Origin of the sequence: Aquimarina penaris, assembly GCF_040786285.1 — a bacterium.
Classification (GTDB): Bacteria; Bacteroidota; Bacteroidia; order Flavobacteriales; family Flavobacteriaceae; genus Aquimarina.
Genome location: NZ_JBFMKQ010000003.1, coordinates 1 through 22,676 on the forward strand (window position 1 = coordinate 1; position 22,676 = coordinate 22,676).

Consider the following 22,676-nt stretch of genomic DNA (forward strand, 5'->3'; position numbering starts at 1 on the left):
CCTGAGATACTACTGCTAATTTAAAGCCTAAATTGTAATCGCACTGAGTACGCTTCTTCTTAGAATTCCCTGAATCTTTCATAAATAAGTCGATTTTGTGTCAACTTATTTCAGGACGAGACAAAATATAAAAAAAAGCCCTTGAAAAAGGGCTTTTTTTATTTTGGGGTGGAAGACGGGATTCGAACCCGCGACCCCTGGTACCACAAACCAGTGCTCTAACCAACTGAGCTACAACCACCATGTAAATTCGGGGGCAAAAATAAAGTATTTCTACGTTTCTACAAACATTTTTATGAATTAAATTAAATCAAAAATAGAATCGACTGCTACATAGCGTTCTACAGTATAACCTTCGGCATATTCTACATTAATAATTCTCCCTAGATCCGCTGCCCGGTATTTTATACTGTCTAAAAAGTTTTTACTAGATATCGGAGTTGATGGTTCTTTACTTTTAGCATCAAAAAATTGAGATTCGTAGGCTTCTACACTATCAATTTTTTTGTCAATGTAATTGCTAATATCCACAACAAAATCGGGTTCAATATTCTTCCATTGTATGTAATGGTATACATGTTTAGGTCGCCAAGCTTCTTGTTGTTTTCCCTCAAGAATAGTCTCAATTTTTCTTAATCCTGAAAGAAAACAAGAGTCGCTTACTAACGTACTTCCCTTGCCATGATCGATATGTCTGTCATCAATTGCATTGCACAAGACAATTTCGGGTTTGTATTTTCTAAGTACTTTAATTATTTCTAACTGGTGATTTTCGTCATTCACAAAAAAACCATCTCTAAATCTAAGGTTTTCTCGGGTTAATACACCTAATATCTGTGCTGCTTTTTTTGCTTCCTGATCTCTAATTTCTGGAGTTCCTCTTGTTCCTAATTCACCCTTGGTTAGGTCTAGTATTCCAACTTTTTTTCCTTTATCAATTTCTTTAGCTATGGTTCCGGAGCAACTTAATTCTACATCATCGGGATGTGCTCCTATGGCAAGAATATCTAATTTCATAGTTTAGTGTTCTAATTCTGGGATTTTTATTTTACTTAGGGCTTGTTGTATATCTTGTATTAAATCTTCTTTTTCTTCGATACCTACACTAAATCGAAGTAATCCATCTTTTATACCTTGTTTATGTCTTTCTTCTTCGGTTAATAGTGCATGAGAAGTAAGAGTAGGGGAGAGTATTGTGCTTTCTACTCCTGCTAAACTCATAGAGCTTTTAATAAGTTTTAGTTCTTTTTGAAATGCACTGGAGTTTAATCCTTCTTTTAGCTCAAAAGAAAGCATTCCTCCATACCCTTTCATTTGTTTCTTTGCTATCTCATGATCTGGATGCGATTTTAATCCCGGGTAGTATACAGCAGAAATATCTTTGTGTTTATGAAGCCACTTAGCCAATTTTAAAGCATTTTTGTTTTGTCGTTTGACCCTTATGCCTAACGTTTTTATACTTCTTTCTAACATCCAAACCGTAAAATCACTCAAGCTTCCGCCAAAGTTTTTGGCTACTTGAAAAATACGTTCTATGTTTTGTTCTGAAGAAACTACAGCTCCAGCTAAGATATCACTATGGCCGCCCAGATATTTGGTAGCCGAATGTAAGACAATGTCAATCCCCAACTCAATTGGGTTTTGATTTACCGGTGAAGCAAATGTGTTATCTATCATTGTAGTGAGACTTCGCTTTTTTGCTAGTTCTGCAATCGCTTTTATATCGGTAATGGTTAATAATGGATTTGAGGGGGTTTCTATATAAATTACCTTTGTATTTGGCCTTATTTTTTCTTCAAACCCCTCGATACTTTGTTTTTCTACGTACGAAAACTCGATACCATGTTTTGCGAATTCTTCATTAACAAGATTTGCTGTTCCTCCGTATAACGTTCTTTGTAGAACGATATGATCTCCTTTTTGCAGGAAAGCGAATAGAGTAGTACTAATTGCAGCCATTCCGCTACCAAATATTAAAGAAGATTCTCCTTTTTCGAGTCTTGCGATTTTCTTGCATAGCGCTTCTTGATTTGGAGTATTAAAATATCTTGGGTATCGTTTTGTATCTACATCTTCAAAAGCATAAGAGGTAGAAAGATATATTGGCGAAATAGCCCCTTTAAATTGTTCATCTTTGATTTCTCCAAGATGAGTGCAGACGGTATTAAAACCCATTTTTTTTGAATCCATAAGCTAAAATGATAATCTGAAGATTTATTGAACTAAATTAAGGTATTCGAGAGAAACCATATACGATTTAACAGATAAAATCTTAGATATTCGTAAATTTTTTATGTTTCTCCTATAAAATTTTAGGCCATTTTCATTTTTGAGATATTTCTCATAATGGTCTGAAAAAACTGTTGAGTATCGTATGGTTTGATAATTACATCATTCATGCCCACGGACATTGCTTGATTCCTTATTTCCCCTTCTTCAACTGCGGTAAGTGCTATAATAGGTAAGTGTGAGTTAAACGTTCGTATCACCTTTGTGGCTTCTAAACCATTCATTTCTGGCATATTGATGTCCATCAAAACTAAATCAAATTTTTCATTTTTTATCATTTCGATAGCATCCATACCGTTACTTGCAATACTACAAGTATAACCTTTCTTTTTCAGGATGTTTTGAGTGACAATTTGATTGATCTTATTGTCATCAACTATGAGAACATAAAAATTACTTGTTCCGATGCTTAAGTTTTCGCCTGCTTTTAATGAGATCTCCTCTTCTTTTACTACTTTTTCATAAAAAAGATCGAAATAAAACTCTGAGCCTTTATTTTCGTTACTTTTTATATTGATTTCGCTATCATGTAACTGTATCAGTTTTTTAACAATAGCAAGACCTAAGCCCGTTCCTTCGTACTCTTGATTTTCATTTTTTACTTGAGCAAAATTATCAAATATGGTTTGCTGTTTGTTTTTGGGTATTCCTATCCCGTCATCTTTTACTATAAAACGTAATATATAGCTGTCTGCTTTGCAGTCTAGACATTTTACATCAATCCAGATATTACCATCTTTTGTAAATTTAAGGGCATTACCAATTAAGTTTATCAATATTTGCGAGAGCCTTACAGAGTCCCCAAGTAAAGTGGTATTGATTTTTTTATCAATATCAATATGAACCGTATTATTGTTGCTTTTTTGCTTTGTGTGTAATGAATTAACTATTCCTTCAATTAAAGATCTGATATCAAAGGATACTTTTTCTAACTTAACTTCATTAGTTTCTATTTTACTAAGTTGAAGCACATCATTAATTAAGGCCAAAAGGTAATCTCCAGAAAACTTTAATGATTCAAGATATTCATCTTTTTTCTTTTTCTCAGGGTTTTCCATGAGTAGTGATGTCAATCCAATAACACCATAAAGAGGAGTTCTAAGTTCATGGCTAACCGTAGATATAAACTGGGATTTTAGTGTTGATACTTGCTCTGCGGTTTCTTTTGCACCAACTAACTCTTTGTTTTTTTCAATTAATACATTGTTTAATCTTCTTTTCTGAATATTGTTTCTGTATGAACTAATTAAAAAGGCTAAAGAGATCAGAATCACAATAATACCAAGAATGATACTGATCCTCCATTTTAATACTTCGGATTCACTTTCTTTCTTTTCGGTTTCAGCTTTTTTGATTTTTTCTTCGTACTGATCAACTTCATACTTAATATTTACACGCTGAAGTTCTATAAGCTTTTTAAATTCTTTTGCTTTTAGGATATTTTGAAATTGCTTTTTTTGATAATTATAGGCCTCCTCAAAATTTTCTTGCGTACGGTAAAGTTCTGATTTAGTTTCATATGCAGAAGCTAACTCCTCAAAATAGGTAGAAATTAACTCATCATTATTATTTTTGTTCTTTGTCTCTCCTATAGCGTAAGATATAGCAAGATCTATATATTCTTCAGACTTTTCATAATCTCTTATGTTTAGAAAATATTTGCCTAAAAGTCCATTTAACTTTGTCTTTACGGTATTTGAAGACTTTTCATGAATCAATTCGATTGCAGGCGCAAGATATTCATAAGCGCTATCATAATCATTCCTAGAAATGTAATATTCACCAAGATTAAGTAATGGCCTTATCATCCTGGCGGTATCATTTAATTTGGTTGCAAACTCGTATGATTTTTTATAATAAGTAACTCCTTTTACTCGCGTAAGATTACGCTTGGTATATACACGTGCCAGATTATTATAAAGATCTGTTTCTAATATTTTACTGTTTGAACTTTGAGCATAAACAAGAGCTCTTCTATAGTTACTTCTTGCCTTATTATCTTCTTCATTGGTCTCATAATTTTTGGCAATAATATTATAGATATATCCAAGGCTTTTATCATCATTATTGTATTGAGCATTTTGTAATGCAGCTTTAGCAATTTCAAGAGATTTTTCATATTTATATTCTTCTTGAAGTTTTTCGGCTTGCTCAATATAGCTTTGTATACTATCTGATATTAAGGAAGGTTGAGATTGTACGTTCTTAGCAAAACCTATTAGGAGCAAAAGGGTTATATGTTGAATTACGTTTTTCAACTCTTTAAGAATTCATGATTCAATCTAGGTGACGAAAATACAAAAATAGATTTAACATAGTGCAATTCACCGTAATAAAAGTGTAATTTATCCGTAATTCTTGTAGGTGAATATATTCTTTTGTAGGAATTTTTCATAAGTATTAAGAAAATAGATAGATGATTGGCAAAAACTATTAAGATATAAACAATTAAAATTATGTAGTCAATATTATTACTCTAGTAGATGTATATTTGCGCTGTAAAAAATTAATCAATAATAAATTTTAAAAGACATTAATATGACATTTGTAGGCAAGAAATTTCCAAATTTAGACGTTGACGCAATGAATGATATGGGAGATACTTTTAAGCTTAACGTTTTAGAAGAAGCTCAGAAGAATAATAAAAAAGTTATACTTTTTTGGTACCCAAAAGATTTCACCTTTGTGTGTCCTACAGAATTACATGCTTTTCAAGAAGCTTTAAAAGAATTTGAAAAAAGAAATACTATCGTTATTGGTGCGTCTTGTGATACTCCAGAGGTACATTTTGCCTGGTTGAATACTACTAAAGATAACGGAGGAATAGAAGGTGTTACTTACCCAATTCTTGCCGATTCTAATCGTAATTTAGCAAGTACTTTAGGGATTTTGGATATCACTAATGAAAAATATAATGAAGAAACAGGTGTTGTAACTGTTGAAGGTGATAATGTGACCTATAGAGCTACCTATTTAATCGATGAAGAAGGTACTGTTTTTCATGAAGGTGTAAATCATATGCCAGTAGGGAGAAATGTAGCCGAATTTTTAAGACTGATAGATGCGTATACGCATGTTCAGAAAAATGGTGAAGTTTGTCCAGCGAACTGGGAAGAAGGTAAAGAAGCAATGAACGCAAATAGAGATGGAGTAGCATCATATTTGGCTTCTAACTAAGAATGTATTGTACTGTAAAATTTCTCTAGAATATATTCTGGAGAAATTTTGCTTCTAATTTTTAAATGAATGTATATGGTTCAAGAATTAACAGAAGATAATCTTTCCCAAATGGTTGCAGCTAATGATACTGTAATTGTACAGTATTCCGCATCTTGGTGTGGTAATTGTCGAATTATGAAGCCGAAGTTTAAAAAACTGGCAACAGAACATACCAACACAGTTTTTGTTATTGTAGATGCCGAGAAACATCCCGAGTCTAGGAAAATGGCTACTGTCGATAACCTTCCAACTTTTGCAGCTTTTAAAAACGGAACTTTCATAAATCAAGCTCAAACCAATAAATTTGAAATTCTTAAAGAATTAGTAGATGAAGTTACCAATAATTAAGCATCTCACGAGTTTTATCGAAGAGAATGATGAAGATTTTTTAGTAGAAACCATAGAAACGTTAGAGGCATTAACCGAAGTATCTTCTTTAAAAGATGAAGAACTGGATGTAATTGGAGAATTAATTTCGAATATGTACGGAGCTTTAGAAGTTGATAAAATGATTAAGCAAGGGACTCCAAAAAAAGAAGCATTAAATAATTTTATGCAAAGGGTTCTGGGGTCTATAGATACATAAAATAAATAGTAAAAGATTTAAATAATAGGCTGATAAAAGCGATGTTTAAATTTTTGAAATGAATATGAGAAAGAAAATAAAAACCTTCCAAATTGGAAGGTTTTTTTATTTTCTCTAAACTTTATCAAAATTACCATATAATCTTATTAATTTTAAGGCTCAAAAAATACAATCATTTATTATGGCTACAATAACTTTAAAAGGAAACGAAATACATACTAGTGGTAATTTGCCAGAAATTGGGCAAAAAGCACCAGATTTTGAATTGGTAAATACAGATTTATCGATCTCGCAATTATCAGACTATAAAGGTTCAAAAGTAATTTTGAATATTTTCCCTTCTTTAGATACAGGTATATGTGCAGCTTCTGTTAGAGCGTTTAACAAAGAAGCTAGTTCTTTATCAAATACTAAAGTGCTATGTATCTCAAGAGATTTACCTTTTGCTCAAGCGCGATTTTGTGGGGCTGAAGGTTTAGAAGATGTAATTAATCAATCAGATTTTAGAAATGGTAAATTTGGGAAGGATTATGGGGTAGAAATTGTTGATGGTCCTATGAAAGGTTTGCATTCTAGAGCGGTTGTAGTTCTTGATGAAAATGGTGTGGTTACCTATGCAGAGCAGGTACCAGAAATTGTACAAGAACCTAACTACACTGCCGCCCTAAATATGTTGTCGTAAAGTATAATGAACAAAGTTTTTGATTTTATTCTAGGAAGATTACGGGGATGTGGTTATGCATTAAAAGGTGCTTTGTTGTTGCTCAAAACAGAACCTAGTATTCAAGTTCAAGCGGGTATTGCAGTAATGATAACAATATTGGGTTTTTATTTCCAGATAACGACTACTGAGTGGATTTTACAAATTTTCGCTATTGGTTTGGTAATGAGTATAGAAGGATTGAATACTACCGTAGAGGCTGTAGCCGACTTCGTACACCCTGACTTTGATGATAAGATTGGTTTCATTAAAGATGTAGCAGCTGGAGCTGTTTTTATTGCTGCAATTACAGCAGTCGTTGTTGGGTTAATTATTTATATACCTTACTTTATTTAGAAAATTTTTCAGGCATTTTTACGTTCCAATATAGATATTCGTATTTTTGCGATAAGACATTCAAAAAATGGCTAAAAGAAAGGTAAGCACAAAAAGGAAAACAACTAAAAAAAAGACTTCATTAAAAGAAAAATTTACCTTATCCAGACAACAAAAGGTTGTTTTGGGTAGTTTTTTGTTCTTTTTAGGAATAGGGTTATTTTTTGCTTTTATTTCATTTTTCTTCAACTGGAAAATTGATCAGAGTGAAATATCACAATTCTATAACAGGACATCATCACCAAAGAACTGGTTGAGTAAATTTGGAGCTTTAGTAAGTCATTTTTTTATTTTTAAAGGTTTTGGTATTTCGGCATTAGTTATCCCGGTTTTAACCTCGTTAACTGGAGTCTATTTGTTTTTTGACTTGAACAAAAGAAAGTTAGCAGGTTTTTGGTTTTGGGGTTCTCTGGTAATGATTTGGGTGTCGGTAGTTCTTGGTTTTACCAAAAGTGAAAATGGTTTGATGGCAGGAATTATCGGGTACGAAACCAATGATTTTTTACAAGATTATATTGGTTTTATCGGTACTGTTCTTGTTCTTGCTTTTTTTGCTATTATATATATTGTAATTCGTTTACGATACACTCCAGAAAAACTTACCGCGTCTCTAAAAAATACACAAAAAGGCATTGCAAAAGATTTTGAAGAAACTCCAAAATCCAATAATGGTCATACTGTATCGACTCCAGTAGTAAGTTCTGATGAATCTGGTTCAAGTATTAAAGAAAAGATTGATGCTATTATAGCCAGATCCAAGGATTTTGGAAAAAAGAACGAAGACAAAAAAGATAATGTTAATGTAGATAGTGTTAAAGCCAATACGGTTAAAAAAGAAAATAACACTAATGAAATAACACTAAACCCTACAATTAATGATTTCTATGGGGACCCAAAAAATCGTGATTCAGAAGTTCCTGAAAAATTGATTATAAAATCCGAAGATAACCCAGAGGATATTGCCATGGAAGTTGAAACAACGGTCGAAGAAGAAGTTGTTAAGAATTTAAGCAATAAGTTGGTTAAAGATTTTGGCGAGTTTGATCCTAAATTAGAATTAGGGAATTACAAATTTCCTACGATTGATTTATTAAAAGACTATACAGCAAATGCAGGAGGGATTACGATTGATCAGGGAGAGCTCGAAGAAAATAAGAATCGTATTGTTGATACCCTTAAGAACTACAAAATAGAAATAGCGCAGATTAAAGCTACAGTGGGTCCTACAGTAACACTTTATGAAATTGTGCCTGAGGCCGGGATACGGATTTCTAAAATTAAAAATTTAGAAGACGATATTGCATTATCTTTGGCAGCTTTAGGTATTCGTATTATTGCGCCAATTCCTGGTAAGGGAACCATTGGTATAGAAGTACCGAATAAGAATGCTACCATTGTATCTATGAGATCTGCCATAGCATCACAAAAGTTTCAAAATGCCGAAATGGAATTGCCATTGTCTCTAGGTAAAACAATTTCTAATGAAACATTTGTTGTGGACCTTGCTAAAATGCCTCACCTTCTTATGGCAGGTGCAACAGGACAGGGTAAATCGGTAGGACTTAATGCAATACTTACATCGTTGCTGTACAAAAAACATCCGGCAGAAGTGAAATTTGTCCTTGTTGATCCTAAAAAAGTAGAGCTTACATTATTTAATAAGATAGAACGTCATTATCTAGCTAAATTGCCAGATACCGAAGAAGCTATAATTACAGATAACACTAAGGTAATCAATACATTAAATTCTTTATGTATAGAGATGGATGCTCGCTACGACTTGCTAAAAAATGCGATGGTTCGTAATATTAAAGAGTACAATGTGAAATTTAAGGCTAGAAAATTAAACCCCGAGAACGGACATAGATTTTTACCTTATATTGTATTGGTTGTAGATGAATTTGCAGATCTTATTATGACTGCTGGTAAAGAGGTAGAGACTCCAATTGCCAGGTTAGCTCAGTTAGCCAGGGCTATTGGGATACATTTAATTATTGCTACCCAACGACCATCGGTTAATGTTATCACGGGAATGATAAAGGCCAATTTCCCGGCGAGGATTGCATTTAGAGTTACTTCTAAAATAGATTCACGTACTATTCTCGATACAGGTGGAGCTGATCAATTGATTGGTCGAGGGGATATGTTATATACCCAGGGTAATGATTTAATACGAATACAATGTGCTTTTGTGGATACGCCAGAAGTAGAAAGAATTACCGAATATATTGGTAGTCAAAAGGCATACCCTGATGCGCATTTGTTACCAGAGTATGTAGGTGAAGAAAGTGGCACAAGTCTTGATATAGATAAAAGCGATAGAGATAAACTCTTTAATCAAGCTGCAGAGGTAATTGTAACAGCACAACAAGGCTCTGCGTCATTATTACAAAGAAAATTGAAACTAGGATATAATCGTGCGGGTAGACTAATTGATCAATTAGAAGCCGCAGGAGTCGTAGGCCCTTTTGAAGGAAGTAAAGCAAGACAAGTATTAGTAACTGATTTGGTTTCGCTTCAACAATTATTAGATCAAGAATAATAGTATTTAGATATAAATTTAAGTAATTAACGAAGAGTATATATAATGATAAAAAAGATAATACTTCTAATATGTATAATAGGTGTAACTACTGCTGTACAAGCCCAAAACGCCAAAAGCCTTTTGGATGAAGTTTCTAAAAAAGTAAGAAGCTACGATAATATTGTTCTAAGCTTTAAATATTCTCTTAATAATCCGGCAGAAAATGTTTCTCAGGAAACAAGAGGAGATGTAACCTTACAAGGAAATAAGTATCTTCTTAGTTTAATGGGGACAGAGCGAATGTATGATGGTAAAAAAATCTATGTAATCGTACCTGAAGATGAAGAAATTAACATCTCATCTCAGGATGAAGAAGATGATAATAGTATAACACCCTCTAAAATGCTAACGTTTTATGAAGAGGGGTACACATATAAAATGGATGCCATTCAGGATTTGAATGGTAGAAAAATTCAATTTATCAAATTGACTCCGATTGATTCTAAAAGTGATTTAAAAGAAATATTACTTGGTATTGATAAGCAAACTAAGCATATTTACAAAATGGTTCAGAAACTTAATAATGGTACTAATGTTACTTTTACAGTAAATAGCTTTAAAACCAATCAACCAATTTCAAAAACATTATTTGTGTTTGATGAATCAAAATATGAGAATTACTATATAAACCGTCTGGACTAATAAAGTTTTCATGCAAAAGATGACCAAGTGCAGCGTTTAAATATTTTTCAAAATAATAGTTATATGTTAAGAACGGGTGTGTAATTATACGCGTTCTTTGATTTTTAGTTTATTTATCCAAATAAAGATAATTCGGAAATACAGAACTTGTGAAAATTCTTGATAGATATATTTTAACTACATTTTTAAAGACATTTTTTCCGCTCTTTATAATTATTATGTTTATTCTTTTATTGCAAACCATCTGGTTGTTTATATCAGAATTAGCAGGGAAGGATTTAGATTTTTCTGTTATTTTAAAGTTCTTAACCTTTGCAACACCTAGGTTAATTCCGATGGTATTGCCACTCACGGTCTTGTTAACATCGATCATGATTTTTGGAAATTTTGCAGAGAATTATGAGTTTGCTGCTATGAAATCTTCTGGGATATCACTTCAGCGAGCGATGAGAACATTATCTGTTTTCATATTTTTTGTAGGGATAGGAGCATTTCTTTTTTCTAATACTGTAATCCCTTCTTCCGAAAAGCGTTTTATTAATCTAAGAAAAAATATAGTTAAGGTAAAACCAGCTATGGTTATTACCCCTAATCAATTTAATGATTTAGGGGATATTAATATTAAAGTTGCCGAAAAGTATGGTGATAATGATGAATTACTTAAAGATATTATCATACATAAAAAAGCAGCAAGACCAGGCAATTTTACGGTGATTAAGGCAGTTGATGGTGAGCTAAAAGGAAGTATTAATTCGGATTTGGTAACTCTAATACTTAATGATGGTAATTATTATGATGAAATTCAACAAAAATCACCAAAACGAAGAAAGAAATTACCTTTTGCCAAAACCCACTTTAAGCAATATGTACTTAATATAGATTTATCCTCGTTGGATAATGTTGATATGGATGCTCAACAATATAGCAAAGGGTATAATATGCTTAATGTTAATGAGTTGGTAGAAGAGATAGATACATTATCTGTTCAGGTAAATAATGATATAATATCAGTAACAAATAATATCGATAGAAGGAACGGACTAAAAGATATCAATAAAAATTTAAGACATATAATTAAACAAGATGCAACAAATGATACCATTGACCTAAAGGATCATTTTGATACAAGTCAAAAATTACAGATTTATAAATTGGCTTATTCTAATGCAGACGGAATTATTAGGAATATAAATACAACCCTTAGAAACCAAACAGTTAGAAAAAGAGGTTTAAATAAATATGAAATGTCTTTTCATGATAAATTCGCTTTGGGTATTTCTTGTATTTTATTGTTTTTTGTCGGTGCGCCATTAGGTGCGATAATCCGAAAAGGAGGATTGGGACTGCCCATTGTGATTGGGGTAGTACTTTTTCTTACCTACCATTTTATAGGGATTTTTGCAAAGAATAGTGCAGAAGAAGGTGGAATACCTCCATTTATTGGTTCATGGCTTGCTACATTTATTATATTTCCGCTTAGTATATTTTTAACATACCGAGCAACCACAGATCAAGGAATCTTTAACTTTGATACATTCATTCAACCAATAAGAGATTTCTTTGTAAAACGATCGTCTAAATCTAAAAAATAGAGTTCTTTTTAAATATCTTTGCACATAACTTTTAAGCATATCATATATGTCACAGATAACTGAGACCAAGAAAAAGATCAAGTTAAATACGATTCAGGAGGCTATTGAAGATATCCGACAAGGAAAAGTAGTCATTGTTGTTGATGATGAGGATCGAGAGAATGAAGGTGATTTTATTGCGGCAGCAGAAAAAGTTACCCCAGAAATGATCAATTTCATGGCCAAACATGGTCGGGGACTTATTTGTGCTCCACTTACCGAGGATCGTTGTGAAGAGCTTAATTTGGAAATGATGGTTCAGAACAATACTGTATTACATGAGACACAGTTTACTGTATCTGTAGATCTTATTGGTAATGGCTGTACTACAGGGATTTCTGTACATGATCGTGCCAAAACGATAAATGCTTTAGTTAATGAAAATACAAAACCTACAGACCTTGGACGACCAGGCCATATTTTTCCGTTAAAAGCAAAAAATGGAGGAGTGTTAAGACGCACCGGGCATACCGAGGCTTCTGTTGATTTAGCCCGATTAGCAGGGTTACAACCTGCAGGTATTTTGGTTGAAATATTAAACGAAGATGGTACAATGGCACGTTTACCTCAATTGGTAGAAGTTGCTAAAAAGTTTGATCTTAAACTAATATCTATTGAAGATTTGGTTGCATACCGCATGCAACATGATTCGCTTATTGAGAAAAAAGAAGATTTTGATATTGTTACTCGTTTTGGGAAGTATAGATTAAGAGCCTATAAGCAAACCACCAATAACCAAATTCATATTGCATTAACTCTTGGAACCTGGGCCGAGAATGAACCTGTGCTTACAAGAGTGAATTCTACATTGTTTAATAATGATATTTTAGGGACATTAACCAATAATGCTGATAAACGTTTAGATTCTATGTTTCAGCGGGTGAATAATGAAGGTAAAGGAGCAATACTCTTTATTAATCAGGAGAGTACATCCTTTAATCTTCTTAATCGTCTGGGTGCCTTAAAAGAAATTCAAAACGGAAAAGATGTCTTGAAAGCTCCAAAAATTATTATGGACACTAAAGATTTCGGAATAGGTGCACAGATATTACACGATCTAAATGTTCATAAATTACGTTTAGTATCTAATGCAGTACAACAAAAACGTGTTGGGATGATTGGATACGGATTAGAGATTGTAGAGTATGTAGAGTATTAATCGTGTAGTTTTACACTACACTTTTTATAGCATCTACCATTTTTGAAGCTCTCTCTGCAACTTCGGTTTCTGTCCAGCTTAGTTTTATTAAGCATGAGATGGTTCTTCCCATCCATGCATCACTAGCATCAAAAGGTCTATTATTCTTTTGTAAGCCGTTTTGTTGTTCTTGCGAAAGTGTATTCAAAGATTTAGGCGCTAATAAGTGCTCCCACTTTTTGTAGTAATGCCAGTTGTTGTCAAACCAATAAAAACAAGCATCTACACCATGTTCTCCTAGGGCTTTATGAGCCTTTCTTGCGGTATTCTCGGTAGGTAAAAATATACTTAGAAATGCATAGCTTTCTACTCCAGTTTCTGGTACTCTTCTAAAAGTAACTTCTGGGATTGATGATAAAGCTTTACGTAATATGGTATAATTTTTTTCCTGAAGAGCAATGGTATGATCTAATTTTCTTAGCTGGGCTATACCTACGGCAGCATTAAGTTCTGATAACCTATAATTATAACCTAAAAACGGATGTGTTTCAGCTCCGCGATCATTACCAATGTGATCATGACCATGATCCTGGTACTTATGAGCACGGTCTGCATATTTTTCAGAATTCGTGATGATGCCGCCACCTTCACCACAGGTTACAGTCTTTACATAATCAAAAGAAAAACAACCTAGATCACCATAACTACCTAAAGGCTTACCATCATATGATCCGCCAATTGCCTGACATGCATCTTCTAATAAGATAAGATTATGTGTATCACTAATAGTTTTTAATGCTTTAAGATCCGCCATTGATCCGCACATATGTACCGGCATTATAGCTTTAGTATTTTTGGTAATTGCTGCCTCGACGGCTTTAGGGTCCAAAGTTAAAGTATCGTCAATGTCACATAGAATAGGAGTGGCCCCAACAGATAGTATGGCTTCAAAACTTGCAACAAAAGTGAAGGTTGGCATGATTACTTCATCACCAGATCCTATACCAGCACAAGCTAATGCTACGGTTAATGCTGCTGTACCACTTGATACTACCTGAGCATGTTTGGTTTGCATACGCTTAGCCAGATCTTTTTCTAGTTCTAATGCTTTATGATGACCATTTCGCATGGGGTCAAACCCATATCGCATTAAAACCCCGTTATCCAATACATCCTGAACTTCTTTCTTTTCTTCGGCTCCAAATAACTCAAATCCTGGCATAGCTATAGTGTTACAATTAAAAAACTCTTTCCGGCAAAAGTACCGAAAAGAGTTTTGATTTTCATGTTGCTATATTACAATTTTTTAAGTATTACTCTTTAAAATAACTACATGTATTATTTAGAGAAATAAAAAAATATCAAAATGCACCACGGGTGTCTATATTGTAATTATAGTATCTTGTATTGGTCGCCTTACTTTTTTAAAATCTGAAAACATATCATCTTCTGCTCGGTACCCAACAGGCAACACTAGCACAGAAGTAAGGTTTAGATCGGCAAGCTTTAGTATTTCATTATATTTTTCTGGAATAAAACCTTCCATTGGGCATGCATCTATTTCTTCTAGAGCACATACAGTAAGTAGATTTCCCATAGCTAAATAAGCTTGTTTAGCGGCCCAGGTATGTATTTCTTCTGCAGGTTTATTTTTAAAAGAATCTACCAATTGATCTTTGAATGGTTTTAATACGTCATCAGGTGTATTTCTAGTTGTTTTCACATTGTCGAAATATTTGGTAATATATTCTTCTCCCACAGCTTTTTCAATACAAAAAACTAATACATGAGAGGCATCTGCTACTTGTTGTTGATTCCAGGAATGCTCGGTAAGTTGTTTTTGAAGCGATTTATCATTAATTACAACAAGTTTTAGCGGTTGCAGCCCATAAGAGGTTGCTGTAAGATTAAAAGCTTCAGTAAGTATGTTTATTTTTTCCTGCGGAAGTATCCTAGTATTGTCAAATTTTTTGGTAGCATAACGCCATCGTAAACTTTCTAAAATATTCATTCGATTTTTTTTAAATGCGAAGTAAAGATACTAGGATAAGATTTATCTTTAACATCTAAATAATAAGAAAAAACTATATATCTATTATATGAATACTATAAACGAGTTAATCAAAACCTCTGAAACCAGAATTTTTAAAGCGGTATTCCCTAATACTACTAATCATTATGAGACTCTTTTTGGTGGAACCGCCTTACAGCTAATGGATGAGGTTTCGTTTATTTGTGCTACTCGTTTTAGTCGAAAGAAGGTAGTTACTATATCTTCGGATAAAGTCGATTTCGAAAAACCAATTCCAGAAGGAACAATTATCGAATTGGTAGCTAAGGTTGTTGATGTCGGAAGAACCAGTTGTGTAGTTAATGTTGAAATATACAAAGAAGATATGTATAGTTATGATCGTGAAATGGCGGTAAAAGGATCATTTAAGTTTGTTGCCATTGGTAATGACAAAAAACCAATTCCGATTGTCGATAGAAAGTAATATAGCCATAGAAACTAACTAAAAACTATGATTTGTCGGCCTGAGTTTGTCGAAGATCGTCTGTACATTAGATACTTAAAAACTTCGACAAGCTCAGTTTGACAATTATATATTACTTTTTAGATAGTCTCTTACTATTTGTTTTTATGGGGTCTTAACTTTTTGCTAATTGCTTAATTTTAATTCTAAAAGCAGCAAAAATTAAGGTCATAAATGGGCTAAGCCAGTTAAATATGGCAAAAAAGAAATAATCTGCAACGGGGACACCTAATACTCCACTTTGATAAGCACCACATGTATTCCAAGGAACAAGTACAGAAGTTACTGTTCCCGAATCTTCAAGAGTTCGACTTAAGTTTTCTGGAGCAAGCCCTTTATCTTTAAATGCTTTGGCATACATTCTACCGGGTACTACAATGGCCAGATATTGATCTGAAGCGGTAACATTTAGAGCTAAACAACTAACTACTGTACTGGCAAAAAGGCCAAATACAGTATCAAATAAGTTCAATAAGGACTTACTTATTTTGGCTAATGCACCTATAGCATCCATCACACCACCAAAAACCATAGCGCAAATAATCAGCCAGATAGTTCCTAACATTCCATCCATTCCTTTAGAAGAGAAAAGTTTGGTAAGTTGTTCGTTAGAAGTTTCTATAGAAGTTTCAAGAGTAATAGCATTCATTACTCCTTTGTAGGCTGAATTAAAAGTTAATTCTGTACTACCAGCAACATTCATTACTATATCCGGTTGTGCAATAATTGCAGCAACTGCACCTAGTATTGTTCCTGCTAACAATGCAATTAATGGAGGAGTTTTTTTGATGATTAATCCAATAACCAATAGCGGAACGATAAATAACCATGGTGAAATATTAAAAGTTTCTTTAATGGCTTCTAATTGCTCATTGATTTGAGGAGTCCCAGAGGTATCAATAGCAAACCCTATAATAATGAAAACTATTAATGTGATTGTAATGGTGGGTACAGTGGTGTAAGCCATATATTTTATATGAGAAAATAATTCTCCGCCCGCCATTGCTGGTGCAAGATTGGTGGTATCGGATAATGGAGACATTTTATCACCAAAATAAGCGCCAGAAATAACAGCACCGGCCGTCATGCCTAATGATATTCCTAGGGTGTCGCCAATACCAATCAAAGCTATTCCTACGGTTGCCGATGTGGTCCAGGAGCTACCTGTGGCAATTGAGATAATTGCACAAATAATAACACAAGCAGCTAAAAAAATGGTTGGGTTTAAAATTTGTAATCCATAATAGATCATCGTTGGGATGATTCCACTAATTAGCCAAGTACCTGCTAATGATCCTACCATAAGTAATATAAGTAGTGCTCCTGTTGTAGATTTTACATTTCTAGCCACTTCTTCCATCATTTGTTTGTAGGAGACTTTGTTATAGAATCCAACAATAGCGGCTACAGCGGCACCCAGAAGTAAAACGAATTGATTACTTCCTAAGATTGCTTCATCTCCAAATACAAAATATACATTGTAGAATAACATTAAAACCAATGCAATTACAGGTAGGAGTGCTTCCCAGATGTTTAATTCTTTATTTTCAATAATTTCTTCGTTTTGGGGGCCGGTAGGAGCGATGTTTTGACTTTCCATATGGTATATTCGAAATTTTATGGATGTAATGTTACGATATTAATAAAATCTATGCAACGTATAGACTGAGTTTAATTATCTCTTAATAACCTTTATTAGCCTGGAATATATTTAAAATTGCGTTTTATCGATATTATTTGTTTTTAATCGATAATATAAGTTTTGTTGATTCATCATTTTAAAACAAAAACATTACTCTATACTATCTTTGAAGTGTGGAAAAAGAGAAGTAAGAGAAAAAGAAAAATTAGAATTGTTTGTTTGTTTGATTGATTGATTGATTGATTGATTGTTTTTTGATTTTTTTGTCCCATGACAAAAATGATCCCCCTCAAAATTAAGTTACCCCAAAACTTTAAAGCCCCGGATATCCGGGGCTTTTTGTATTTAGATATATGATCTTTATTTATCATGAAGTTGGATAAAAATACACATAATCGATAATATTGGTATTTTATCGACAAAACCATGTTTTTGTGTGCTTGCTTATAAGAAATATATGAGTAAGTATTTTACTTTTGAAGTGTATTAAAAAAGTAAGAAAAAAATTGGAATTGTTTTTAAACTTTTTTTGCCCCCATGCAATTTGATACCCCAACTTATGCTTACCCCTAAACTTATAAACCTCGGATTTCCGAGGTTTTTTTGTTTTTTAGTAAATAAAAATCCTATTTAATCAAGGGTATAGCGCTATAACCCAACAAGAGAATACAAATTACCTCATTTTTGATCATAATCATGATTTTAATGGCAATGATTTCATTTTTTATACTGAAATTAGCTAAAAATCAAGGTATGCAGACTAACCTATACAAGGGCTTAGAATTATTCTTTCTTTTTATTTTACTTCCGGTAAGTTTCTTACTTAACTATCCTATCCTTTTTAAAATTATATTCACGGTAATAGGTTTTGTGTATATTTTGTTACTTCTTAAACGGATGGGTTTACTAAAATTAAAATTTCCTAATAAAGAGTATTGGAAACCTTTTTGGAAAGAGTTGATGATCAAATTGGCAATTATAGTGGTCATAACCGGACTATACGTTTTTTTTGTTGCTCCTGATAAACTTTTTTCTGTATTGATTAAAAGACCAGAATTATGGATCATGATCTTATTTATTTATACTTTTTTATCTGTTTGGCCGCAAGAGATCATTTATAGAACATTTTTTTACGAGCGCTATGAAAAATTGATTACGAATAAATGGTTGTTTATTTTCGTAAACGCAGTTCTTTTTTCTTTAGCGCATCTTTTTCTTAAAAGCTTCTTAGTGCAGTTATTAACTTTTATAGGAGGATTGCTATTTGCCTACACCTATCAAAAAACAAAATCTACAACTTTGGTCTCTGTAGAACATGCGATTTATGGTAATTGGCTATTTACAGTGGGTATGGGGGAGATGCTAGCTTTTCCCGGGGTAGATTAATGATTTAAAAATTCAATTAATTGTTGTACCGCTTTCCCTCGATGACTGATTTTGTTTTTTTCTGATAAAGGAAGTTCTGCAAATGTCTCAGAATATCCATTGGGTAAAAAAATAGGGTCATATCCAAAACCACCTTCGCCCTTTTTTTCTTCGGTAATTATACCTTCACAAATCCCGGTAAATGTTTTTAACGTATCCTTAATTACCAAAGCAATTACAGTTTTAAATTGAGTCTCACGATTTTCTTTTCCGTCTAATTCGTTTAAAAGTTTATCCATATTGGCATTGGCATCTTTCTGTGGTCCTGCATATCTAGCCGAGTATACACCAGGAGCTCCATTAAGCGCTTTAACCTCAAGTCCGGTATCATCGGCAAAGCAGTCGTAGCCATAGTTTTTCTTGACATATTCTGCTTTTTGTTTAGCATTACCTTCTATAGTGGGCGAGGTTTCAGGGATATCTTCTTTACATCCAATATCGGCAAGACTCAATAATTGTATTCCCGAAGGAACTAATGCTTGTACCTCTTTTAACTTGTTACGATTATTGGTTGCAAATACAATTTTCATCGATGAATAATTAATGTTTGTTTTCTAACTTCTAACTTCTAACTTCTAACTTCTAACTTCTAACTTCCAACTTCCAACTTCCAACTTCCAACTTCCAACTTCCAACTTCCAACAATGATACTAGGCCTCAGCATCAAAACTGGTAATCCATTTTCCTTGCACCTTAAGTACTTGTTCGATAACATCTCTTACACACCCTTTTCCGCCTTTTTTATATGAAATGTATTTAGAGATTTCTTTAATTTCTGCTACGGCATCTTGCGGGCATGTAGGTAAGCCTATAATTTGCATTACTGGCATGTCGGGAATGTCATCCCCCATATAAAGTACATTTTCGGCTTTAATATTTTTACCAGCAAAATATTCATTTAGCTGCTCTACTTTGTGATGGGCACCTAAGTAAATATCTGGTATTCCCAGGTTTTTTAATCGTTGTCTAACACCTTCATTTTTTCCGCCAGAAATAATACAAACATTAAACCCTTGTTGCACGGCTGTTTTAAGCGCATAACCGTCTTTAATGTTCATGGTTCTTAGCAGCTCTCCATCGGTGTTAACAAAAACTGTCCCGTCGGTTAATACCCCATCTACATCAAAAATAAATGTTGTAATATGTTGTAGATATTCTTTATAACTTTTTTCCATATTTAGATTGTATAGCTTTCGTGAGGGTTTGATATATTTCTTTTTGTGTTGTATCAGATAAAAAATTTAAATGACGATCAATAGTGTTCCCATCGTTTCGTATTGCAGGCCCTGTTTGTGCCAGATCAGGATCCATTGTTGTGATTTTACCCGCTGTTTCTTTAATTAATGGATGTAAAATCTCAAACGGGATATTATTTTCTTTACAGATGTCATGACCAATAGAGAATAAATAATTCGTAAAATTATTGACCATTACGGCCGCTACATGTAATGCATTGCGTTGTTCTGATGAGATCTCATAAAGCTTTTGTGATAATACAGATCCTAACTTTTTTAAAAGCTCTAAATCTTGTTCTTTTTCAGCTTCTAAACAAAAAGGCACTGCACTAAAATCAATAGTTTTATCCTTACTAAATGTTTGTAAGGGATACAACACGCCTTTGCGGTTTGAGTCATCGATCGCAGCCATAGGAACACTGCCCGATGTATGCACTACAAGTTGGTTTTTAAGAGGAAATTTTGAAGAAATTTCTGCAATGGCATCATCACTTACGGCCAATAAGTACACATCGGCTATGTCAAGCTCTTTAAGACTAGTTATAATTGAGCTTTTCTTTTGATCAGGATGTAGTTTCAAACCTTTACGGTTATAGCACTGTATAATTTCAATAGATGCTTGATTACTAAAGGCAGTATACAAATGCTGAGCAACATTTCCGGCGCCAAGAATTACAACTCTAATCATATGGCTAAAATAAGGAAGTTCCCTTTAAAAAATGAACAATACAATTTTTCTTTTTCTCAAATACATACAAAATTTTGTAACCTTTTTTTAGAGTTTTTATCTAATGTTTATCATCAAAAGAATGAATTACTTCAATACAATCAATAGTAACTATATCCTAAAAGATGGTTTATCATAACACACAAAAAAAAATAACATCATGAAACTCAAAAACATAATACCTGTTGTTGTATTACTTAGTATTAGCATGACTTTTTTTCAATGTAAGGATGATGATGATTTGATTCCGATACCTACAGAACTAGTAATACCGCCGCCCATTGAGTTGGATTTAAATCCAACTTTGGTAGAGGAAGGCAAAGAAACATTTAGGTTTGATACTTTTGGTGACGAAGCTTTTTGGAGTGGCACACTACAATTAGATAAGGCGGTACTGGGCGAGGCAAATGGTGGTTTCGGATCTGGATTAAGCCCAAATGCGGCATTAGGAGTAGGACTTAAAGTTGATGCAGAAGCATTGCCTCAAAATATTGTTGATGCCATAACCGCTGGAGAAATAGATTTGGATGATCCCGCAACTACAATCGCTCTGCTAAGTTTGAATGCCGTTGTCGGAGTAAAAGGAAACTTTGACCCAGCAGGAAACTTAACTTCAATGGGTATTGCATGCGCATTATGCCATTCTACAGTAGATGATTCTTTTGCTCCCGGTATCGGGAAAAGACTTGATGGATGGCCTAATAGCGAGCTAAATGTTGGAGCGATCATTGCACTTACCAAAAACATGCCTCTAGCAGACCTTTTGGGAGTTGATGTAGCTACGCTTAATAGTGTACTCAATGGATGGGGAAAAGGAAGGTTTCCGGCCGGTTTACTTTTGGATGGAAAAGCCACACGTCCTGATGGGTCAATCGCCGCAAATTTAATTCCTCCTGCATATGGCTTACAAGGAATTGACCTTGCTACATATACCGGATGGGGAGATATTACCTATTGGAATAGATTTGTGTCGATCCTCGAAATGGGTGGGCAAGGAAATTTCTCGGATCCAAGATTGAATAATGAAACCCAATTTCCAATTGCTGTTGCCAGAGGAGCTTTTGATGTTATGGTTGTCGATGATATGGTAGACTCAAAATTAGAAGGCTTAAGAGAATATCAATTGTCATTATTGGCACCACAACCCGATGAAAATAGTTTTGATAAAATCGCAGCAATACGAGGAAAATCTATTTTTGAAGGTAAAGCAAATTGTGTTTCTTGTCATTCTGGAGCTGCATTTGCCGATAATGTATTACATCTTCCGGAAGAAATAGGGATTGATGACTTTGAAGCCAATAGATCGCCTACAGGAAAATACAGAACTCCCCCTTTACGTGGGTTATTTGTAAAAGAAAAGAATGGCTTTTTTCATGACGGACGATTTGCCACTTTGAATAGTGTAATCGAACATTATAATGATCATTTTAGTTTAGCGTTAACCGATCAGGAACAAGATGATTTAGTTCAATATCTTAAGGCTTTATAACATTTTGTAACAGGTGTATTATTAAAAACTAGAAGAGCACCTTCTCGTATAGAGAAGGGAAAATCAAGGGTTTGTGCTTTAGCATATGTCAACCTTAGGTTAAAAAGAATTAACGATGAATTGTATACAAAAAGAAATAAAAAGAGCGAACATTGCTATACATAATCTTTATTGTGATCATTGTGCAGAAATCATAAAAAATGAACTTTCTCAAATACGAAGTATTTCTTATATCGATATTTCTGTACGTGATTCTGCTATACGATTTAATTTTACCGGGTCGAATGATATTTCTACTACAGAAAACTGCTTAACGTACCTTGGATTTCCTCCAAAAGGAGATAAAATTGATGATATGTATAGGATGAATTGTTTTTGTAGGGAGAGAAAGAAATAACACTTCTTGCGCGTGTTATTAACACTTCTGTTAAAACCTGCA

The 22,676-nt window shown here is 33.5% G+C and carries 22 protein-coding genes and 1 tRNA gene; 13 read left to right on the forward strand and 10 right to left on the reverse strand.

Going from position 1 to position 22,676, the window contains the following annotated elements; genetic code table 11:
- Positions 1–164: 164 nt before the first annotated feature.
- The 4 genes from ABW637_RS13810 to ABW637_RS13825 all read right to left on the reverse strand — a co-directional run bounded on the left by ABW637_RS13810 (position 165) and on the right by ABW637_RS13825 (position 4,547).
- A tRNA-His gene (locus ABW637_RS13810) sits at positions 165–241 on the reverse strand.
- A gap of 59 nt (positions 242–300) precedes the next feature.
- A complete protein-coding gene (gene bshB1 / locus ABW637_RS13815) occupies positions 301–1,017 on the reverse strand; it encodes a bacillithiol biosynthesis deacetylase BshB1 (RefSeq protein ID WP_367585303.1) in 717 nt (238 codons plus the stop codon).
- A gap of 3 nt (positions 1,018–1,020) precedes the next feature.
- Positions 1,021–2,190, reverse strand: coding sequence for a trans-sulfuration enzyme family protein (locus ABW637_RS13820; protein WP_367585304.1), 1,170 nt, complete (start codon positions 2,188–2,190; stop codon positions 1,021–1,023).
- A gap of 122 nt (positions 2,191–2,312) precedes the next feature.
- On the reverse strand, positions 2,313–4,547 hold the full coding sequence (locus ABW637_RS13825; protein WP_367585305.1) for a response regulator: 2,235 nt from the start codon (positions 4,545–4,547) through the stop codon (positions 2,313–2,315).
- Positions 4,548–4,827: 280 nt separating this feature from the next.
- Here ABW637_RS13825 and ABW637_RS13830 point away from each other — a divergent pair, with 280 nt between their 5' ends.
- The 9 genes from ABW637_RS13830 to ribB all read left to right on the forward strand — a co-directional run bounded on the left by ABW637_RS13830 (position 4,828) and on the right by ribB (position 13,206).
- Positions 4,828–5,466, forward strand: a complete 639-nt coding sequence (locus tag ABW637_RS13830; protein ID WP_367585306.1) for a peroxiredoxin — start codon at positions 4,828–4,830, stop codon at positions 5,464–5,466.
- A gap of 75 nt (positions 5,467–5,541) precedes the next feature.
- Positions 5,542–5,856: a thioredoxin family protein gene (locus ABW637_RS13835; protein WP_367585307.1), complete on the forward strand. Its 315-nt coding sequence runs from the start codon at positions 5,542–5,544 to the stop codon at positions 5,854–5,856.
- Entirely contained in the window at positions 5,837–6,094 is a 258-nt protein-coding gene (locus tag ABW637_RS13840; protein WP_367585308.1) for a DUF6952 family protein, read from the forward strand. The genes ABW637_RS13835 and ABW637_RS13840 overlap by 20 nt, the downstream gene beginning before the upstream one ends.
- Positions 6,095–6,275: 181 nt before the next feature.
- Positions 6,276–6,776, forward strand: coding sequence for a thiol peroxidase (gene tpx, locus ABW637_RS13845; RefSeq protein WP_367585309.1), 501 nt, complete (start codon positions 6,276–6,278; stop codon positions 6,774–6,776).
- Between the two features lie 6 nt (positions 6,777–6,782).
- Positions 6,783–7,151: a diacylglycerol kinase gene (locus ABW637_RS13850; protein ID WP_367585310.1), complete on the forward strand. Its 369-nt coding sequence runs from the start codon at positions 6,783–6,785 to the stop codon at positions 7,149–7,151.
- Positions 7,152–7,218: 67 nt separating this feature from the next.
- Positions 7,219–9,732: an FtsK/SpoIIIE family DNA translocase gene (locus ABW637_RS13855; RefSeq protein WP_367585311.1), complete on the forward strand. Its 2,514-nt coding sequence runs from the start codon at positions 7,219–7,221 to the stop codon at positions 9,730–9,732.
- A 48-nt stretch (positions 9,733–9,780) separates the two neighbouring features.
- The gene (gene lolA1, locus ABW637_RS13860; protein WP_445012726.1) at positions 9,781–10,416 is read left to right on the forward strand and encodes an outer membrane lipoprotein periplasmic chaperone LolA1; all 636 of its coding nucleotides are present in this window, start codon (positions 9,781–9,783) and stop codon (positions 10,414–10,416) included.
- A gap of 149 nt (positions 10,417–10,565) precedes the next feature.
- A complete protein-coding gene (locus ABW637_RS13865; RefSeq protein WP_367585313.1) occupies positions 10,566–12,008 on the forward strand; it encodes an LptF/LptG family permease in 1,443 nt (480 codons plus the stop codon).
- A gap of 46 nt (positions 12,009–12,054) precedes the next feature.
- Positions 12,055–13,206, forward strand: coding sequence for a 3,4-dihydroxy-2-butanone-4-phosphate synthase (gene ribB / locus ABW637_RS13870; protein WP_367585314.1), 1,152 nt, complete (start codon positions 12,055–12,057; stop codon positions 13,204–13,206).
- A 10-nt stretch (positions 13,207–13,216) separates the two neighbouring features.
- Here ribB and ABW637_RS13875 read toward each other — a convergent pair whose 3' ends face one another.
- Together ABW637_RS13875 and ABW637_RS13880 are read right to left on the reverse strand one after the other, a co-directional pair.
- Positions 13,217–14,407, reverse strand: coding sequence for a DegT/DnrJ/EryC1/StrS family aminotransferase (locus ABW637_RS13875; protein WP_367585315.1), 1,191 nt, complete (start codon positions 14,405–14,407; stop codon positions 13,217–13,219).
- A gap of 159 nt (positions 14,408–14,566) precedes the next feature.
- A complete protein-coding gene (locus ABW637_RS13880) occupies positions 14,567–15,196 on the reverse strand; it encodes an NAD(P)H-dependent oxidoreductase (protein WP_367585316.1) in 630 nt (209 codons plus the stop codon).
- An 88-nt stretch (positions 15,197–15,284) separates the two neighbouring features.
- Between ABW637_RS13880 and ABW637_RS13885 the strand changes: the two genes are divergently transcribed.
- A complete protein-coding gene (locus tag ABW637_RS13885) occupies positions 15,285–15,680 on the forward strand; it encodes an acyl-CoA thioesterase (RefSeq protein ID WP_367585317.1) in 396 nt (131 codons plus the stop codon).
- Positions 15,681–15,834: 154 nt separating this feature from the next.
- Here the strand turns inward: ABW637_RS13885 and nhaC are convergent, their stop codons facing one another.
- The gene (gene nhaC / locus ABW637_RS13890) at positions 15,835–17,319 is read right to left on the reverse strand and encodes a Na+/H+ antiporter NhaC (RefSeq protein WP_367585318.1); all 1,485 of its coding nucleotides are present in this window, start codon (positions 17,317–17,319) and stop codon (positions 15,835–15,837) included.
- A gap of 795 nt (positions 17,320–18,114) precedes the next feature.
- On the opposite strand from nhaC, the gene ABW637_RS13895 reads away from it, so the two are divergent.
- Complete coding sequence (locus ABW637_RS13895; RefSeq protein ID WP_367585319.1) at positions 18,115–18,747, forward strand: CPBP family intramembrane glutamic endopeptidase; 633 nt, start codon at positions 18,115–18,117, stop codon at positions 18,745–18,747.
- Here ABW637_RS13895 and ABW637_RS13900 read toward each other — a convergent pair.
- The 3 genes from ABW637_RS13900 to ABW637_RS13910 all read right to left on the reverse strand — a co-directional run bounded on the left by ABW637_RS13900 (position 18,744) and on the right by ABW637_RS13910 (position 20,709).
- Entirely contained in the window at positions 18,744–19,316 is a 573-nt protein-coding gene (locus ABW637_RS13900; RefSeq protein WP_367585320.1) for a non-canonical purine NTP diphosphatase, read from the reverse strand. The genes ABW637_RS13895 and ABW637_RS13900 overlap by 4 nt on opposite strands.
- A 120-nt stretch (positions 19,317–19,436) precedes the next feature.
- Positions 19,437–19,961, reverse strand: a complete 525-nt coding sequence (locus ABW637_RS13905) for a KdsC family phosphatase (RefSeq protein ID WP_367585321.1) — start codon at positions 19,959–19,961, stop codon at positions 19,437–19,439.
- Positions 19,945–20,709 carry a Rossmann-like and DUF2520 domain-containing protein gene (locus ABW637_RS13910; protein WP_367585322.1) on the reverse strand — a complete coding sequence of 255 codons (765 nt, stop codon included), beginning with the start codon at positions 20,707–20,709 and terminating at the stop codon, positions 19,945–19,947. Before ABW637_RS13910 ends, ABW637_RS13905 begins: the two co-directional genes overlap by 17 nt.
- A gap of 199 nt (positions 20,710–20,908) precedes the next feature.
- On the opposite strand from ABW637_RS13910, the gene ABW637_RS13915 reads away from it, so the two are divergent.
- Together ABW637_RS13915 and ABW637_RS13920 are read left to right on the forward strand one after the other, a co-directional pair.
- Positions 20,909–22,237 (forward strand): hypothetical protein, encoded by a 1,329-nt coding sequence (locus ABW637_RS13915; RefSeq protein WP_367585323.1) that lies wholly within the window; start codon positions 20,909–20,911, stop codon positions 22,235–22,237.
- Between the two features lie 115 nt (positions 22,238–22,352).
- On the forward strand, positions 22,353–22,634 hold the full coding sequence (locus ABW637_RS13920; protein ID WP_367585324.1) for a hypothetical protein: 282 nt from the start codon (positions 22,353–22,355) through the stop codon (positions 22,632–22,634).
- The last annotated feature ends 42 nt before the right edge of the window (positions 22,635–22,676 follow it).

What these genes read in the sequence shown, in the direction of transcription:
- bshB1 (WP_367585303.1), bottom strand. Translation starts at nt 1,017, where the DNA reads ATGAAATTAGATATTCTTGCCATAGGAGCACATCCCGATGATGTAGAA.
- ABW637_RS13820 (WP_367585304.1), bottom strand. Translation starts at nt 2,190, where the DNA reads ATGGATTCAAAAAAAATGGGTTTTAATACCGTCTGCACTCATCTTGGA.
- ABW637_RS13830 (WP_367585306.1), top strand. Translation starts at nt 4,828, where the DNA reads ATGACATTTGTAGGCAAGAAATTTCCAAATTTAGACGTTGACGCAATG.
- ABW637_RS13835 (WP_367585307.1), top strand. Translation starts at nt 5,542, where the DNA reads ATGGTTCAAGAATTAACAGAAGATAATCTTTCCCAAATGGTTGCAGCT.
- ABW637_RS13840 (WP_367585308.1), top strand. Translation starts at nt 5,837, where the DNA reads ATGAAGTTACCAATAATTAAGCATCTCACGAGTTTTATCGAAGAGAAT.
- tpx (WP_367585309.1), top strand. Translation starts at nt 6,276, where the DNA reads ATGGCTACAATAACTTTAAAAGGAAACGAAATACATACTAGTGGTAAT.
- ABW637_RS13850 (WP_367585310.1), top strand. Translation starts at nt 6,783, where the DNA reads ATGAACAAAGTTTTTGATTTTATTCTAGGAAGATTACGGGGATGTGGT.
- ABW637_RS13855 (WP_367585311.1), top strand. Translation starts at nt 7,219, where the DNA reads ATGGCTAAAAGAAAGGTAAGCACAAAAAGGAAAACAACTAAAAAAAAG.
- ribB (WP_367585314.1), top strand. Translation starts at nt 12,055, where the DNA reads ATGTCACAGATAACTGAGACCAAGAAAAAGATCAAGTTAAATACGATT.
- ABW637_RS13875 (WP_367585315.1), bottom strand. Translation starts at nt 14,407, where the DNA reads ATGCCAGGATTTGAGTTATTTGGAGCCGAAGAAAAGAAAGAAGTTCAG.
- ABW637_RS13880 (WP_367585316.1), bottom strand. Translation starts at nt 15,196, where the DNA reads ATGAATATTTTAGAAAGTTTACGATGGCGTTATGCTACCAAAAAATTT.
- ABW637_RS13885 (WP_367585317.1), top strand. Translation starts at nt 15,285, where the DNA reads ATGAATACTATAAACGAGTTAATCAAAACCTCTGAAACCAGAATTTTT.
- nhaC (WP_367585318.1), bottom strand. Translation starts at nt 17,319, where the DNA reads ATGGAAAGTCAAAACATCGCTCCTACCGGCCCCCAAAACGAAGAAATT.
- ABW637_RS13895 (WP_367585319.1), top strand. Translation starts at nt 18,115, where the DNA reads ATGCAGACTAACCTATACAAGGGCTTAGAATTATTCTTTCTTTTTATT.
- ABW637_RS13900 (WP_367585320.1), bottom strand. Translation starts at nt 19,316, where the DNA reads ATGAAAATTGTATTTGCAACCAATAATCGTAACAAGTTAAAAGAGGTA.
- ABW637_RS13905 (WP_367585321.1), bottom strand. Translation starts at nt 19,961, where the DNA reads ATGGAAAAAAGTTATAAAGAATATCTACAACATATTACAACATTTATT.
- ABW637_RS13910 (WP_367585322.1), bottom strand. Translation starts at nt 20,709, where the DNA reads ATGATTAGAGTTGTAATTCTTGGCGCCGGAAATGTTGCTCAGCATTTG.
- ABW637_RS13915 (WP_367585323.1), top strand. Translation starts at nt 20,909, where the DNA reads ATGAAACTCAAAAACATAATACCTGTTGTTGTATTACTTAGTATTAGC.
- ABW637_RS13920 (WP_367585324.1), top strand. Translation starts at nt 22,353, where the DNA reads ATGAATTGTATACAAAAAGAAATAAAAAGAGCGAACATTGCTATACAT.